Below are 14,432 nucleotides of genomic sequence, written 5' to 3' on the forward strand. Positions count from 1 at the left end.
GGTCTCCCGGGGCCCGGGTCCCGCGTGGACCCGGGCCGCGGGTGACCGCTGCACTACGCTCGGTGCGCCATGCGGCCCGCCGACCTCGCCCTCGTGCGCACGCCGGGCACGCCCACCGTGTCCCCGGACGGGCGCATGGCGGTGGTCGCCGTGGACCGGCCCGACCCCCGCACCGGCGCCCTGCTCGGGCAGCTGTGGGCGGTGCCGACCGACGGCTCCGCACCGCCCCGCGCGCTGACCTCCGGCGCCGCCGACTCGGCGCCGGCCTTCTCACCCGACGGCCGCTGGCTGGCCTACCTGTCCGCCTCCCCGGGCGGCCCGCCGCAGGTGCACCTGCTGCCCACCGCCGGCGGCGCGCCCCGCCGGCTCACCGACGCACCGCTGGGCGCCGGCGCCCCGGTGTGGTCCCCGGACTCCCGGCGGCTGGCCTGGGTCGCCCCGGTACCGGCGGCCGACGACGGGCCGCGCCTGGTCACCCGGCTGGGGACCCGCGACGGCGCCCCGCGCACCTGCGTGGTCGTCCTCGACCTGCCCGAGGACCCGCTCGACGACGCCGCGCCGCCCGCGTCCCGGCAGCTCACCGACGGCACCGCCGCCGACGCCGACGTCGCCTGGTCACCCGACGGCGCCACCCTGGCCTTCGTCTCCGCCCGGCACCCCGGCGCCGACCGCGACCGCGTCCGCGACGTCTACCTCGTCCCGCTCACCGGCGGCCGCCCGCGGCGGGTCACCCGCAGCAGCGGCGAGTGCCGGCAGCCGGTGTTCGACGCCTCCGGCAGCACCCTCTGCGTCACCGCGCGTCCCGACCTGGGCCCCGACGGCCTCGACAGCGCCGCGTCGTCCCCGGCGCTGTGCCGGGTGCGGGTGTCCGGCGGCGAGCTCGAGCCGCTGCTCGACGGCGTCGTCCACGACGGCCCGCCGGCGCTCGCCCGCGACGGCGGGGCGGTGCTCGCCGGCGTCGCGCGGCGGGGCGCGGTGGAGCTCGTGCGGGTGCCGCTCGACGGCGGCCCGCCCGCCGCGCTGGTCGACGGCCCGTTCACCGTGCGTGGCTGCGTCGCCGCGGCCGGGGTGGTCGTGGCGACCGTCGCCCACGACCGCTCCGCGGGGGAGCTGGTGGCGATCACGCCCGGCCGGCGCCGGCTGCTGACCGGCTTCGGCTCCGCGCTGGGTGCCACGGGCCGGCTGCACCGCACCGGGCAGCGCGCCGTCGTCGCCCCGGACGGCACCGAGGCGCGGCTGTGGGTGACCGTGCCGCCGGGGCCGGGTCCCCACCCGGTGCTGGTGGCCGTGCCCGGTGGGCGGGCGCCCGGGTGGTCGCTCGCCGACGACGTGCAGGTGCTCGCCTCGGCCGGCTACGCGGTGCTGCGCTGCGACGGCGACGTGCTCGCCCTGCTCGACACCGCCCTCGCCGACCCGGCCCTCGACGCCGGCCGGGTCGGGCTCACCGGCGGGCCGGCCGCCGCGGCGCTGCTGACCCGCACCGACCGGTTCGCCGCCGCCGTCGTGGACTGGACGGACGCACCGCCCGGCGCGGACCCCGACGACGTCCTCCTCGACGCCGCCGCCGTGGTCACGCCGACGCTGGGGGTGCAGGACGAGCGCTGCCCGGCGGGGGAGGGCCGGCGGCTGTTCGCCGCGCTGCAGCGGCGCCGGGTGCCCAGCGCGCTGCTGCTCGTCCCCGGGAACGGCTCCCGGCACCGCCCGGCCCGGTTCGAGCACCTGCTCGACTGGTGGGACCGCTGGCTGCCCGTCGCGCCGCCGGGTGTCGGCGATCCCGAGGACGACGAGGCGGTCGACGGGGCGCAGCAGGTCGGCCTGGACCGCCGGGCGTGACCGCCCCCTAGGGTCAGGGGACGTACCCGCCGCTCAGCGAGCAGGCCCCGCGCACCGGGGACCTGCGGGAGGGCTCCCCTTGGTCGACTACACGAAGCGCCCGAAGTCCCCGCCGCCCCAGCAGCCGCCGGCCGAGCAGCCGCCGCCGGGGCAGCCGTACGGGGCACCCCCGGCCCAGCCACCGCACGGACAGCAGCAGTACGGGCAGCAGCAGTACGGGCAGCAGCCGCCGCCGGCCCCGCCGGGCGGCGTGAACATGAGCAAGGTGTCGCTGACCAAGTCGGCGCCGTCGGTCTCGCTCACCAAGACGGCCGGCACCACCGGGATCCTGAGGGTCAACCTCAACTGGAACTCCAGGCCTGGCGGCGGCGGTGGCGGTGGGGGGTTCCTCAAGCGGCTGGCCGGGGCGGCCGGCGGCGGCGCCATCGACCTCGACCTCGGGTGCCTGTACGAGTACGCCGACGGCTCCAGGGGCGTCATCCAGGCACTCGGCAACGCCTTCCGCGGGCAGCACAACCTCGGCGGCGGCCGGTCGATCGCGTGGCTGGACGGGGACGACCGCTCGGGGTCGGCCGCCGGCGGGGAGAACCTGCTCATCGACCTGCAGCACACGCAGCTGATCCGGCGGATCCTCGTGTTCGCGCTGATCTACGAGGGCGTGCCGAACTGGGGTCAGGCCGACGCCGTCGTCACGATGTACCCGGCGTCCGGGCCGCAGATCGAGGTGCGCCTGGACGAGCACGACCCGCGGGCCCGCATCTGCGCCATCGCGATGATCCAGAACCAGGGCGGGCAGCTCGTCGTCAACCGCGAGGTGCGCTACGTGCACGGCGGCCAGGACGTGCTCGACCGCACCTACGGCTGGGGCATGGACTGGACCCCGGGCCGCAAGTGAGCCGCTGACCGCCGGGCCGGCGGGGCACCTGCACGACGACGGAAGGGGATCCCCCGTGGTGGAGCGCAGGCTGCCCCGCTGGTCGGAGGTGGGCGAGCTGGTCCGGCCGCGCCGCCCGCCCGGCGACGCCACCGACCGCCGGCTCGCCCGCGCGGCGAGCATCGGCGACCTGCGCGAGCTCGCCCGCCGGCGGGCACCGCGCGCGGTCTTCGACTACACCGACGGCGCCGCCGGGGCGGAGATCGCCCTGCGGCGCGCCCGCGAGGCGTTCCGGCGGGTCGAGTTCCGGCCCAGCGTGCTGCGCGACGTCTCCGTCGTCGACCCCTCGACGGTGCTGCTCGGCCGGCCGTCGGCGCTGCCGCTGGCGTTCGCGCCGACCGGCTTCACCCGGCTCATGCACACCGAGGGCGAGACGGCGGTGGGCCGGGTGGCCGAGCGGGTCGGCATCCCGCACGCCCTGTCGACCATGGGGACCACGACGATCGAGGAGCTGGCGGCCGCCGCGCCCGCCGTGCGCCGCTGGTTCCAGCTCTACCTGTGGCGGGACCGCGCGGCCAGCGCCGCGCTGGTCGAGCGGGCCGCCGCGGCCGGGTACGAGGCGCTGGTCCTGACCGTCGACACCCCGGTGGCCGGGCCGCGGCTGCGCGACGTGCGCAACGGCCTGACCATCCCGCCCGCGCTGACCCTGCGGACCGTCGCCGACGCCGCCGTCCACCCCCGCTGGTGGATCGACCTGCTCACCACCGAGCCGCTCGAGTTCGCCTCGCTGCGGTCCTGGGGCGGCACGGTCGCCGAGCTCGCCGACCGCGTCTTCGAGCCCGCCGCGACGCCGGACGACGTCCGCGCGCTGCGGGAGACGTGGTCCGGGGCGCTGGTGGTGAAGGGCGTGCAGACGGCGGAGGACGCGCGGGTGGTCGTGGACGCCGGGGCCGACGCGGTCGTCGTCTCCAACCACGGCGGCCGCCAGCTGGACCGCGCCCCCACCCCGCTGGAGGAGCTGCCCGCGGTGGTGGCCGCGGTCGGCGACCGCGCCGAGGTGTACCTCGACGGCGGCATCCTCGACGGCGCCGACGTGGTGGCCGCCGTCGCCCTCGGGGCCCGCGGCTGCCTGGTGGGCCGGGCCTACCTGTACGGGCTCATGGCCGGCGGCGAGCGCGGGGTGCAGCGGGCCGCGGACATCCTGGCCGGGGACGTCACCCGCACGCTGCGGCTGCTCGGCGTGACCTCGGTCGCCGAGCTGACGCCGGACCGGGTGCGGCTGCGCGACTGATCGCCGCCGGTTGCCGTGCCCACCTGCGAGTTCCTAGGGTGCGGCGATGGACGTCGTCGAGGTCGTTCCCGGGTTCGAGCAGTACGCGTTCACCTTCGGCGGCGTCGCTCCCCTGATGCGGATCAGGCCCGGCACGGCGCTGCGGGTCTGGTCCGACGACGCGTTCTGCGGCGCGCTGCAGAAGCCGACCGACCTGTCCGCGGAGAAGGTCGACCTGCGGTTCGTGAACCCGCAGACCGGCCCCTTCCACGTCGAGGGCGCCGAGCCGGGGGACACCCTGGCGCTGCACTTCGTCGCGATGGAGCCGGCGCGCGACTGGGGCGCGTCCGCGGCGATCCCGTTCTTCGGCGGGCTGACCAGCACCGACCGGACGGCGACCCTGCAGGAGCCGCTGCCGGACACGACCTGGATCTACGAGCTCGACCGGGCGGCGAACACGGTCACCTTCGCGGCCCGGCACAGCGAGCTGCAGGTGGCGCTGCCGGTGGCGCCGATGCTGGGCACGGTGGGGGTCGCCCCGCCCGGCGGTGAGGTGCGCAGCTCGCTGGTGCCCGAGCGCTTCGGCGGCAACATGGACTCCCCGCAGATGCGGCCGGGCACCACCTGCTTCCTCGGCGTCAACGTCGAGGGGGCGCTGTTCTCGATCGGCGACGGCCACTACCGCCAGGGCGAGGGCGAGGCCTGCGGCACCGCCGTCGAGGGCGCGATGACCACCACGCTGGTCGTGGAGCTGGTGAAGGGCGGGGCACCCCTGTGGCCGCGCCTCGAGGACGACACGCACTGGATGACCGTCGGGTCGAGCCGGCCGCTGGAGGACGCGTGGCGGATCGGCCAGGTCGAGCTGGTGCGGTGGTTCGGCGAGCTGTACGGGCTGCACCCGATGGACGCCTACCAGCTGCTGTCCCAGATCACCGAGGTGCCGATCGCGAACGTGGTCGACGCGAACTACAGCACCGTGGTGAAGGCCCGCAAGTCGCTGCTGCCCCGGGCGGCCGCGTACGACGGGCTGCACGACGACCTCCGCCGCCGCGCGGCGTCCCTGCTCTGACCGGGAGGACCCCTTGGACCTGCAGCTGACCGGCTCCCGCGTGCTCGTCACCGGCGGCACCCGCGGCATCGGCCGCGCCATCGTCGAGGCCTTCGTCGACGAGGGCGCCGTCGTGGAGTTCTGCGCCCGCGACGCCGCGGAGATCGAGGCGACGGAGAAGGCGGTCGCCGAGCGCGGCGGCCGGGCGACCGGCGCGCGGCTCGACGTCCGGGACGGGCCGGCGCTGACCGGCTGGGTCGAGGCCGCGGCGGGCCGGCTCGGCGGGCTGGACGCCGTCGTCGCCAACGTCAGCGCCCTCGCCATCCCCGACACGGAGGAGAACTGGTACACGTCCTTCGAGGTCGACCTCATGCACACCGTCCGCCTGTCGCAGGCGGCGCTGCCGCACCTGGAGGCCAGCCCGAACGGGTCGATCGTCGCCGTCTCCAGCGTCTCCGGTCGCGAGGCCGACTTCGCCGCCGGCCCGTACGGGACCATGAAGACGGCGATCATCGGCTACGTCTCCGGGCTCGCCTTCCAGCTGGCCGGTCGCGGCGTGCGGGCCAACGTGGTCTCGCCCGGCAACACCTACTTCGAGGGCGGGGTCTGGCAGCAGATCGAGCAGGGGAACCCGGACCTCTTCTCCCTCGCCGTGGGGTTGAACCCGACCGGGCACATGGGCACGCCCGAGGAGTCGGCCCGGGCGGTGGTCTTCCTCTCCAGCCCGGTGTCCAGCCGCACCACCGGCACCCACCTGGTCGTCGACGGGGGGTTGACCCGCGGCATCCAGCTCTGACCTCGTCGGCCGACGGTGTGCGCCGAGGTGCAGTGCCCAGCCCGGGACCTGCACCTGAGCGCACACCGTCCGGGCGTCGGTGCGTCTCGGCAGCGCCGGGAGTGCCGGGTGCGGACGCGGTAGCGGTCACCAGCCCCGGGCGCGCCACTCCGGCAGTGACGGACGCTCGGTGCCCAGCGTCGTGTCCTTGCCGTGGCCCGGGTAGACCCAGGTCTCGTCGGGCAGGGCGCCGAACAGCCGCGCCTCGACGTCGTCGAGGAGGCTGGTGAAGTCCTCCGGCGACCAGGTCTTGCCGACCCCGCCCGGGAAGAGGCTGTCGCCGGTGAACGCGTGCGTGCCGGCGTCGCCCGGGCCCCGCCAGACCAGCGTGATGCTGCCGGGCGTGTGCCCGCGCAGGTGCACCACCTCGAGCACCTGCTCGCCGACCTCGACTGTGTCGCCGTGGGCCACCGTCCGGTCGACCGGCACCGGCAGGTCGCCGGCGTCGGCGGCGTGCGCCACCGTGCGCGCACCGGTGGCCGCGACGACGTCGGGCAGCGCGCGGTGGTGGTCCCAGTGCCCGTGCGTGGTGACGACGGTGCGCAGGTCGGCGTCGCCGATCAGCGCGCGCAGCGTCTCCGGCTCGGCCGCGGCGTCGACGAGCAGCGCCTGGCCGGTGGCGGTGCAGCGCAGCAGGTAGGCGTTGTTGGCCATCTCGCTGACCGCGACCTTGCTGATCACGAGGCCGGGCAGCCCCCGCACGTCGGCCGGGCCACCCACCTCGACGTCGCCGCTGTAGGTCATCGGGCCTCCGTTCGAGAACTGTCGGCGAGCGCGGTTACGGTCGCGTCCATGGACGCTAGCGGAGGTCCCGGCGGCGGCCGGGTCGTCGGTCTGCCCGCCACCGAGATCGCCGCGCGGGTCCGCTCCGGCGAGATCTCCGCCGTCGAGGTGGTCCGCGCGCACCTGGCCCACCTCGCCGACGTCGAGCCGCGGATCGGCGCGTTCCGGGTGGTCCGCGAGCAGGCGGCCCTGGCCGAGGCGGCGGCGGTCGACGCCCGGCCCGACCGAGCGTCCCTCCCGCTGGCCGGCGTCCCGGTGGCGGTGAAGGACAACCTGGCCGTCGCCGGCGAGACGGTGACGGACGGCTGCGCCGACCACCCCGGGGTTCACGCGCCGGGCGACCACGAGGTCGTCGCCCGGCTGCGCGCCGCGGGGGCCGTCGTCGTCGGCATCACCCGGGTGCCGGAGCTATGCCTCTACGCCGCCACCGACGGGCCGGGCACGGTCACCCGCAACCCCTGGGACACCGCGCTGTCACCGGCCGGGAGCTCCGGGGGCAGCGCCGCCGCGGTCGCCGCCGGCGTGGTGCCGCTGGCCCTGGGCAACGACGGCATGGGCTCGCTGCGGCTGCCGGCCGCCGCCTGCGGGCTGGTCACGCTCAAGCCCGGCCGCGGGCTGGTGCCCACCCTGCCGCTCGACTGGAGCGGCATGGTCGAGAACGGCGTGCTGGCCACCACCGTCGCCGACCTCGCGCTCGGCACCGCCGTCCTCGCCGGGCAGCCGCCGGCCGCCCCGCCCGACCCGGGCCGGTCGCTTCGGATCGCCGTCGCCCGCCGGTCGCCGGTCCCCGGCGCCCGTCCCGACGGCCCGGCCCGCGCCGCGGTGGAGCGGACGGCGCGGCTGCTGCGCGGCGCCGGTCACGTCGTGGACGAGCGCGACCCGGTGGTGCCGCTCGACGCGGCGGTCGGCGGCCTCGCCCGGTGGTTCGCCGGTGCGCACGACGACGCCGCCGCCCTCGGACTCGACCCCGCGGCGCTGCAGCCGCGCAGCCGCGGCCACGCCCGCCTCGGCCGGCTGGCCCGCCGCGCCGGCCTGGTCCGGCCGGCCACCGCCGAGCGGTTCCGGGCGCGGACGGCGGCGTTCTTCGCCGAGCACGACCTCGACGTGCTGCTCAGCCCCATCACCAACGGCCCGCCGCTGCCGGCGCGGCCCTGGCACGAGCGCGGCGTGTGGGCCAACGTCACGGCCGGCGCCCGCTGGGGCCCGTGGGCCTCGCCGTGGAACCTGGCCGGGTTCCCCGCCGCGGTCGTGCCGGTCGGCACCCGGCCCGAGGGGGTGCCGGTGGCCGTCCAGCTGGTCGGCCCCCCGGGCAGCGAGACGCGACTACTCTGGCTGGCCGGAGAGCTGGAGCGCCGGCAGCCCTGGCGGCGGCACGCGCCGGTCTTCGACCCCGCCGGCGGCGGAGCCGGAGCCCGTGCCGGAGCGCCGTCGCCGGCTCCCGTCTGAGCACACCCGCAGCAGACGGCAACGTCGCCGTCGTCACGGATTGCGCCCGGGCAGTGACGGCGTTGCCCGTATCGACATCTCGACATCCTGACCGCGGCCCGGCGAGACCGGCCGGCCCGGCTGACCGACAGGGATCACATTGGACCGTCTCGTCGTCCGCGGCGCCCGTGAGCACAACCTCAAGGACGTCCACCTCGACCTGCCCCGCGACGCCCTGATCGTCTTCACCGGGCTGTCCGGGTCGGGCAAGTCGAGCCTGGCCTTCGACACCATCTTCGCCGAGGGCCAGCGGCGCTACGTCGAGTCGCTGTCGGCCTACGCCCGCCAGTTCCTCGGCCAGATGGACAAGCCCGACGTCGACTTCATCGAGGGGTTGTCCCCGGCGGTGTCGATCGACCAGAAGTCGACCAACCGCAACCCGCGCTCGACCGTCGGCACGATCACCGAGGTCTACGACTACCTGCGGCTGCTCTACGCCCGCGCCGGCCAGCCGCACTGCCCCAACTGCGGCAAGCCGATCTCGCGCCAGACGCCGCAGCAGATCGTCGACCAGGTGCTGGCGATGGAGGAGGGCACCCGCTTCCAGGTGCTCGCGCCGGTCGTGCGGGCCCGCAAGGGCGAGTACGTCGACCTGTTCAGCTCGCTGCAGACGCAGGGCTTCTCCCGGGTCCGGGTCGACGGCGTGGTGCACCCGCTCACCGAGCCGCCGAAGCTGAAGAAGCAGGAGAAGCACACGATCGAGGTCATCGTCGACCGGCTGACGGTGAAGGCGAGCGCCAAGCGCCGCCTCACCGACTCGGTCGAGACGGCGCTCGGCCTGGCCGGCGGCCTGGTGGTCCTCGACTTCGTCGACCTGCCCGAGGGCGACCCGGAGCGGGAGCGCACCTTCTCCGAGCACCTGGCCTGTGTCGACGACGGCCTGTCGTTCGAGGCGCTCGAGCCGCGCAGCTTCTCCTTCAACTCGCCGTTCGGCGCCTGCCCCGAGTGCACCGGCATCGGCACCCGCAAGGAGGTGGACCCCGACCTCGTCATCCCCGACCCGGAGAAGAGCCTCGCCGAGGGCGCGGTCGCCCCCTGGGCCGGGTCGATGAGCAACGAGTACTTCCAGCGGCTGCTGTCCGGGCTCGCCGACCAGCTCGGTTTCTCCATGGACACCCCGTGGGAGAAGCTGCCGGCCAAGGTGCAGAAGGCGGTGCTGCACGGCTCGCCGGACCAGGTGCACGTCCGGTACAAGAACCGCTACGGCCGCGAGCGCAGCTACTACGCCGCGTTCGAGGGGGTGCTGCCCTTCCTCGAGCGGCGGCACGAGGACACCGACAGCGACTACATGCGGGACAAGTACGAGGGCTACATGCGCGACGTGCCCTGTCCCGTCTGCCACGGCACCCGGCTCAAGCCGGAGATCCTCGCCGTCAAGCTCAGCGGCCGCTCGATCGCCGAGGTCACCGGCCTGTCGATCGGCGAGGCCGCCGACTGGTTGCGCGCCCTGGAGCTGGGCGAGCGCGAGCGGGCGATCGCCGACCGCGTGCTCAAGGAGATCCAGGCGCGGCTGTCGTTCCTCGTCGACGTCGGCCTGGACTACCTGTCCCTCGACCGGCCGGCCGCGACGCTGGCCGGTGGCGAGGCGCAGCGGATCCGACTGGCCACCCAGATCGGCTCGGGGCTGGTGGGCGTCCTGTACGTCCTCGACGAGCCCTCGATCGGGCTGCACCAGCGCGACAACACCCGGCTGATCGAGACGCTGGTGCGGCTGCGCGACATGGGCAACACGCTCATCGTCGTCGAGCACGACGAGGACACCATCAAGACCGCGGACTGGGTGGTCGACATCGGCCCGGGCGCCGGTGAGCACGGCGGCGAGGTGATCGTCAGCGGCACCGTCGAGGAGCTGCTGGCGAGCGAGCGGTCGATGACCGGGCAGTACCTGTCCGGGCGGCGGGAGATCACCGTGCCGAAGGTGCGGCGGCAGCCGCAGCCCGGCCGCGAGCTCGTCGTGAAGGGCGCCCGCGAGCACAACCTCAAGGGCGTCGACGTCACGTTCCCGCTCGGCCTGCTGGTGGGCGTCACCGGGGTGTCCGGGTCGGGCAAGTCGAGCCTGGTCAACGACATCCTCTACACGGTGCTGGCCAACCAGCTCAACCGGGCGCGGATGGTGCCCGGGCGGCACCGCACGGTCACCGGCCTGGAGCACCTGGACAAGGTCGTGCACGTCGACCAGTCACCGATCGGCCGCACGCCGCGGTCCAACCCGGCCACCTACACCGGCGTCTGGGACCAGGTCCGCAAGCTGTTCGCGCAGACGTCGGAGGCGAAGATCCGCGGCTACCAGCCGGGGCGCTTCTCCTTCAACGTCAAGGGCGGGCGCTGCGAGGCGTGCTCCGGCGACGGCACGATCAAGATCGAGATGAACTTCCTGCCGGACGTCTACGTCCCGTGCGAGGTGTGCAAGGGCGCCCGGTTCAACCGGGAGACCCTCGAGGTGCACTACAAGGGCAAGACGGTCGCCGAGGTCCTCGACATGCCGATCGAGGAGGCCGCGGACTTCTTCGCCGCGATCCCGTCGATCTCCCGGTACCTGCGCACCCTCACCGACGTCGGGCTGGGCTACGTACGGTTGGGCCAGCCGGCCACGACGCTGTCCGGCGGCGAGGCGCAGCGGGTGAAGCTGGCCAGCGAGCTGCAGAAGCGGTCCAACGGCCGCAGCGTGTACGTCCTCGACGAGCCGACCACCGGCCTGCACTTCGAGGACATCCGCAAGCTGCTGCTGGTGCTGCAGGGCCTGGTCGACAAGGGCAACTCGGTGATCGTCATCGAGCACAACCTCGACGTGATCAAGAGCGCCGACTGGCTGATCGACATGGGTCCCGAGGGCGGGTTCCGGGGCGGCACGGTGGTGGCCGAGGGGCCGCCGGAGTTCGTGGCGTCGGTGCCCGAGTCGCACACCGGCCGCTACCTGGTGCCGATGCTCGACCCCGCGGCGGTCGAGGCCGCCGCGGCCGGCCCGAAGAAGCGGGCCACCCGCAAGCGCGCGAGCTGACGCCTCCCGCACGACGGCGCCGGTCCCGGGACGTCCCCGGGGCCGGCGCCGTCGTCGTTCCGGGCGGAGGGCGCTACCCGGGCGCTCAGCGGCGGCGGAGCCGGAGGACGGCGAGCGCGCTGACGGCGAGCAGGGCCACCGCGGCGGCGGGGAGCACCCAGCCGGGGAGGCCTCCATCGTCGGACGACGCGGACGCCGTGTCGGTCCCGGTGTCGGTGGTCGGGGCTGCCTCGTCGGGCGTCGGTGCCGGCGTGGTGCTGGTCGGCGTGCTGGTGGTCGGTGCGGCGGTGGTCGGGATCGGTGTGGCCGGGGCGAAGTCGAACGCGAACGTGCCGTCGAGGGCGTGACCGTCGTCGGCGACCGCTGACCAGGTGACGGTGTGCCGGCCCGCTGCCGTCAGCGCGACCGGTGCGGTGAGGACGGCGCCGTCGTGCGCCACGGGCCCGGACCCCACGGGCGCGCCGTCGGGCCCGGTCACCGTGACCTCACCGCCCAGCACGGAGGCGCTGAAGGTGAGCGTCACCGCCTGCGGGGCGGCGGTGACGCTCGTGTCGGCCGCCGGCTCGGTGGTCCGCAGGCCGGTGTGCGCCGACGCGGTGCCGGGCGCGGCCAGCAGGAGGCCGAGGACGAGCACCACCGTCGCGAGGAGGCGCGCTGGTACGGCGGGTGAGCGAGTGACGGCCGGCGACACGGGACCTCCAGGAGCACGGGTGTTCACGTGCATGGTCGTCGCCGGGCGCCGTGCGGTTCCCGTTGGTCCGTCCTCGGGTCCGGCGCCTCGCTCAGTAGGGCGGTGGTTCGGTGGTGGCGGTGAGGCCGGATGGGGTGGTGACGGTGAGGGTGCCGTCGGGTGCCAGCCGGTGTCGCCAGCCGGGTGCCTGAGGAAGGACCCCGTCCTCCCCGCCCTTCGCAAGCTCAGGGCGGGACCCTGGACGGGGCCGTCGAGCGGTGGTGGCCGGTGCAGTAACCGGCCAGGTTGCCCGCGGCGGTGGGCCCGGCCGGCCAGGGGGTGTGGTGGTCGAGTTCGCCGTGACGGGGGACGGGGCGGCGGCAGCCGGGGAAGCGGCAGTGCCGGTCGCGGGTGCGCAGGAACCGGTCCAGGGCGGCGGCGGGCCGGTAGCCGGGGCTCTCAGCCGGAGCGCCCAGCCCGCGGGCGGCGCGGCGCAGGCCGGGCAGGTCGGTGAGGGCGAGCAGGGTGTCGGTGAGGGCGAGGCGGGGCCGGTCGGCCGACGCCGGCCGCGTCTCCGCGAACGCCGCGATCGCCCGCGCCCGCAACGCCGTCTGCCGGGAGATCTCCCGGTCGGCGGCCTGCACCGCACCCAGCGGCCCCGACGCCCGGCCCGCCACGGGCTCATCGACCGCCAGCACCTCCGTCACGTGTTCGATCACACGTTCGAGCAGGTTGGCGAGCAAGCCGCATGGGGAAGAAACTGCCGCTCAGGGGCTCGGCGAGGACGTCGTCCAGGAGTCTGAGCCGCCCGGTGATCCACCCCTTGAGCGGAACCGGCCCCGCCCGTATCGTCGCTGTGACCGACGTCACGCCGTCGATCGGGCGTAGCGAGGTCCTGCGATGGAGGAGACGCCGATGAGCGCGCTCACGCCCGACTGCGATCCCGACCTGTCGCACTGCGGCAAGCCCGACCGCAGGTCCGGGGGCGTGCGCTCCACCCTCGTCCTCCTCGCACTGGTCACCGTCGCCGCGCTGGCGATCACGGGCGACGCCGTCCCGGGGATCGTCGCCGTCCCGGCCGGCGGGGTGGGACTGGTCGCGGCGCTCGTGCTCGGTTCCCGCGTCGTGCGGTTCACCCAGCGGGCCGCCGCAACGGTGCACCCGCCCGCGCTGAGCCGGTCCCGCGCCACCGGCTGACCTGGGTGGGGCAGGCTGACCCCCGACGACGACGTCCGAGGAGGCCCGCCCGTGACCGAACCCACCTTCGTCCCCGCCGCCGACGGCGCCCAGCTGGCCGAGCGCCGCTGGACGCCCGACGGCGAGGTCCGCGCGACCGTCCAGGTGGTGCACGGGCTCTCCGAGCACGCCGGCCGCTACGGCCGGCTGGCATCGGCGCTCACCGCCCGGGGGTTCGCCGTCGCCGCGCTCGACCAGCGCGGGCACGGGCTCACCGCGCGGTCCACCGGGCCCGGCCGCTTCGGTGACCCGAGGGCCGGGCACGCGGCCAGCAGCGACGCCGTCCTCGACGACGTCCGCGACCTCGGCGAGCGGCTGGCCGCCGACCACCCCGACGTCCCGCGGTTCCTGATCGGCCACTCCCTGGGCTCGGTCGTGGCGCTGGCCTCGGCCGAGCGCGACGGCACCGACCTCGACGGGCTGGTGCTCTCCGGCCCCATCGGCGTCGCCCCCCACTTCGCCGCCGCGGCCGAGCAGCTGGCGGCCGCGGTCGCGGCCGGCATGGGGGAGCAGCCGCTGGACGTCCTCAGCGGGTTCAACGCGGCCTTCGAGCCGGCCCGCACCCAGCACGACTGGCTCAGCCGCGACCCGGCCGAGGTCGACGCCTACCTCGCCGACCCGCTCTGCGGCGACGACTTCCCTCCCACCCACGGCTACGGCGCCGCGATGTTCGCCCTCGCCGCCCGGGTGGCGAGCCCCGAGGCCGTGACCGGCCTGCCCGCCGGGCTGCCCGTGCTGGTCCTGTCGGGGCAGCGGGACCCGGTCGGCGGGGAGGACGCCTCCCAGGTCACCGCGCTGGCCGGGCTGCTGCGCGAGCGCGGCCTGCCGGTCGAGCAGCACGTCTACCCCGACGCGCGGCACGAGGTCTTCAACGAGACCAACCGCGACGAGGTGACCGCCGACCTGCTCTCCTGGCTCGAGGACCACCTGCCCTGACGGCGCCGGGCTCCAGGAGGACGACACCGTGAGCCGGGCCGGCGAGGACTCCAACCGGCGGATGCTACGCGCCCGGGACGCCATGGACCGCAGCTACGGCGAGCCGCTCGACGTCGCCGCGCTGGCCCGGGTCGCGCACGTCTCGCCGGCGCACTTCAGCCGCACCTTCCGGGCCACCTTCGGGGAGACCCCCAACAGCTACCTGCGGCGACGGCGGGTGGAGCGGGCGATGTTCCTGCTGCGCAGCACCGACCGCTCGGTCACCGACGTCTGCCTGGCGGTCGGCTTCTCCAGCCTCGGCACGTTCAGCCGGGTGTTCGCCGAGATCGTCGGCGAGCCGCCGAGCGCGTACCGGCGGCGCGGGCCGCTGGCGCCGGTGCCCTCGTGCTTCGGGATGCGCTGGCTGCGGCCGAGCGAGAAGACAGCAGTTCCGGAGAAGCCCGCCGACGACGGCGGCCCCTAGC

The 14,432-nt window shown here is 75.7% G+C and carries 13 protein-coding genes; 10 read left to right on the forward strand and 3 right to left on the reverse strand.

Going from position 1 to position 14,432, the window contains the following annotated elements; genetic code table 11:
- Positions 1-69: 69 nt before the first annotated feature.
- From ACI780_RS02950 to ACI780_RS02970, 5 genes are all read left to right on the forward strand, one after another.
- The gene (locus ACI780_RS02950; RefSeq protein ID WP_457000679.1) at positions 70-1,833 is read left to right on the forward strand and encodes a S9 family peptidase; all 1,764 of its coding nucleotides are present in this window, start codon (positions 70-72) and stop codon (positions 1,831-1,833) included.
- A gap of 79 nt (positions 1,834-1,912) precedes the next feature.
- Complete coding sequence (locus ACI780_RS02955; protein WP_457000680.1) at positions 1,913-2,728, forward strand: TerD family protein; 816 nt, start codon at positions 1,913-1,915, stop codon at positions 2,726-2,728.
- Positions 2,729-2,783: 55 nt separating this feature from the next.
- Complete coding sequence (locus tag ACI780_RS02960; RefSeq protein WP_456870705.1) at positions 2,784-3,998, forward strand: alpha-hydroxy acid oxidase; 1,215 nt, start codon at positions 2,784-2,786, stop codon at positions 3,996-3,998.
- A gap of 46 nt (positions 3,999-4,044) precedes the next feature.
- Positions 4,045-5,046: an acetamidase/formamidase family protein gene (locus ACI780_RS02965; RefSeq protein ID WP_456870704.1), complete on the forward strand. Its 1,002-nt coding sequence runs from the start codon at positions 4,045-4,047 to the stop codon at positions 5,044-5,046.
- 13 nt (positions 5,047-5,059) lie between these two features.
- Positions 5,060-5,821, forward strand: a complete 762-nt coding sequence (locus tag ACI780_RS02970; RefSeq protein WP_457000681.1) for an SDR family NAD(P)-dependent oxidoreductase — start codon at positions 5,060-5,062, stop codon at positions 5,819-5,821.
- 126 nt (positions 5,822-5,947) lie between these two features.
- Here the strand turns inward: ACI780_RS02970 and ACI780_RS02975 are convergent, their stop codons facing one another.
- Positions 5,948-6,604: an MBL fold metallo-hydrolase gene (locus tag ACI780_RS02975; protein WP_457000682.1), complete on the reverse strand. Its 657-nt coding sequence runs from the start codon at positions 6,602-6,604 to the stop codon at positions 5,948-5,950.
- 48 nt (positions 6,605-6,652) lie between these two features.
- Between ACI780_RS02975 and ACI780_RS02980 the strand changes: the two genes are divergently transcribed.
- Positions 6,653-8,089, forward strand: a complete 1,437-nt coding sequence (locus ACI780_RS02980; protein ID WP_457000683.1) for an amidase — start codon at positions 6,653-6,655, stop codon at positions 8,087-8,089.
- 139 nt (positions 8,090-8,228) lie between these two features.
- Positions 8,229-11,126 (forward strand): excinuclease ABC subunit UvrA, encoded by a 2,898-nt coding sequence (gene uvrA / locus ACI780_RS02985; RefSeq protein WP_457000684.1) that lies wholly within the window; start codon positions 8,229-8,231, stop codon positions 11,124-11,126.
- A gap of 85 nt (positions 11,127-11,211) precedes the next feature.
- Here the strand turns inward: uvrA and ACI780_RS02990 are convergent, their stop codons facing one another.
- Together ACI780_RS02990 and ACI780_RS02995 are read right to left on the reverse strand one after the other, a co-directional pair.
- A complete protein-coding gene (locus ACI780_RS02990; RefSeq protein ID WP_457000685.1) occupies positions 11,212-11,763 on the reverse strand; it encodes a copper resistance CopC family protein in 552 nt (183 codons plus the stop codon).
- A 278-nt stretch (positions 11,764-12,041) separates the two neighbouring features.
- Positions 12,042-12,503, reverse strand: a complete 462-nt coding sequence (locus tag ACI780_RS02995; RefSeq protein WP_457000686.1) for a hypothetical protein — start codon at positions 12,501-12,503, stop codon at positions 12,042-12,044.
- A 208-nt stretch (positions 12,504-12,711) separates the two neighbouring features.
- On the opposite strand from ACI780_RS02995, the gene ACI780_RS03000 reads away from it, so the two are divergent.
- From ACI780_RS03000 to ACI780_RS03010, 3 genes are read left to right on the forward strand one after another with little or no spacing between them, the layout of a single operon-like run.
- Complete coding sequence (locus ACI780_RS03000; protein ID WP_457000687.1) at positions 12,712-12,993, forward strand: hypothetical protein; 282 nt, start codon at positions 12,712-12,714, stop codon at positions 12,991-12,993.
- Between the two features lie 51 nt (positions 12,994-13,044).
- Entirely contained in the window at positions 13,045-13,968 is a 924-nt protein-coding gene (locus ACI780_RS03005; RefSeq protein WP_457000688.1) for an alpha/beta fold hydrolase, read from the forward strand.
- 28 nt (positions 13,969-13,996) lie between these two features.
- The gene (locus ACI780_RS03010) at positions 13,997-14,431 is read left to right on the forward strand and encodes a helix-turn-helix domain-containing protein (RefSeq protein WP_456870695.1); all 435 of its coding nucleotides are present in this window, start codon (positions 13,997-13,999) and stop codon (positions 14,429-14,431) included.
- The last annotated feature ends 1 nt before the right edge of the window (position 14,432 follow it).

This window comes from Geodermatophilus sp. SYSU D00814, assembly GCF_054050055.1.

Excerpts from the sequence above, each read along its gene's own strand:
- ACI780_RS02980 (WP_457000683.1), top strand. The coding sequence starts at position 6,653 with ATGGACGCTAGCGGAGGTCCCGGCGGCGGCCGGGTCGTCGGTCTGCCC.
- ACI780_RS03000 (WP_457000687.1), top strand. The coding sequence starts at position 12,712 with ATGAGCGCGCTCACGCCCGACTGCGATCCCGACCTGTCGCACTGCGGC.
- ACI780_RS02950 (WP_457000679.1), top strand. The coding sequence starts at position 70 with ATGCGGCCCGCCGACCTCGCCCTCGTGCGCACGCCGGGCACGCCCACC.
- ACI780_RS02965 (WP_456870704.1), top strand. The coding sequence starts at position 4,045 with ATGGACGTCGTCGAGGTCGTTCCCGGGTTCGAGCAGTACGCGTTCACC.
- ACI780_RS02975 (WP_457000682.1), bottom strand. The coding sequence starts at position 6,604 with ATGACCTACAGCGGCGACGTCGAGGTGGGTGGCCCGGCCGACGTGCGG.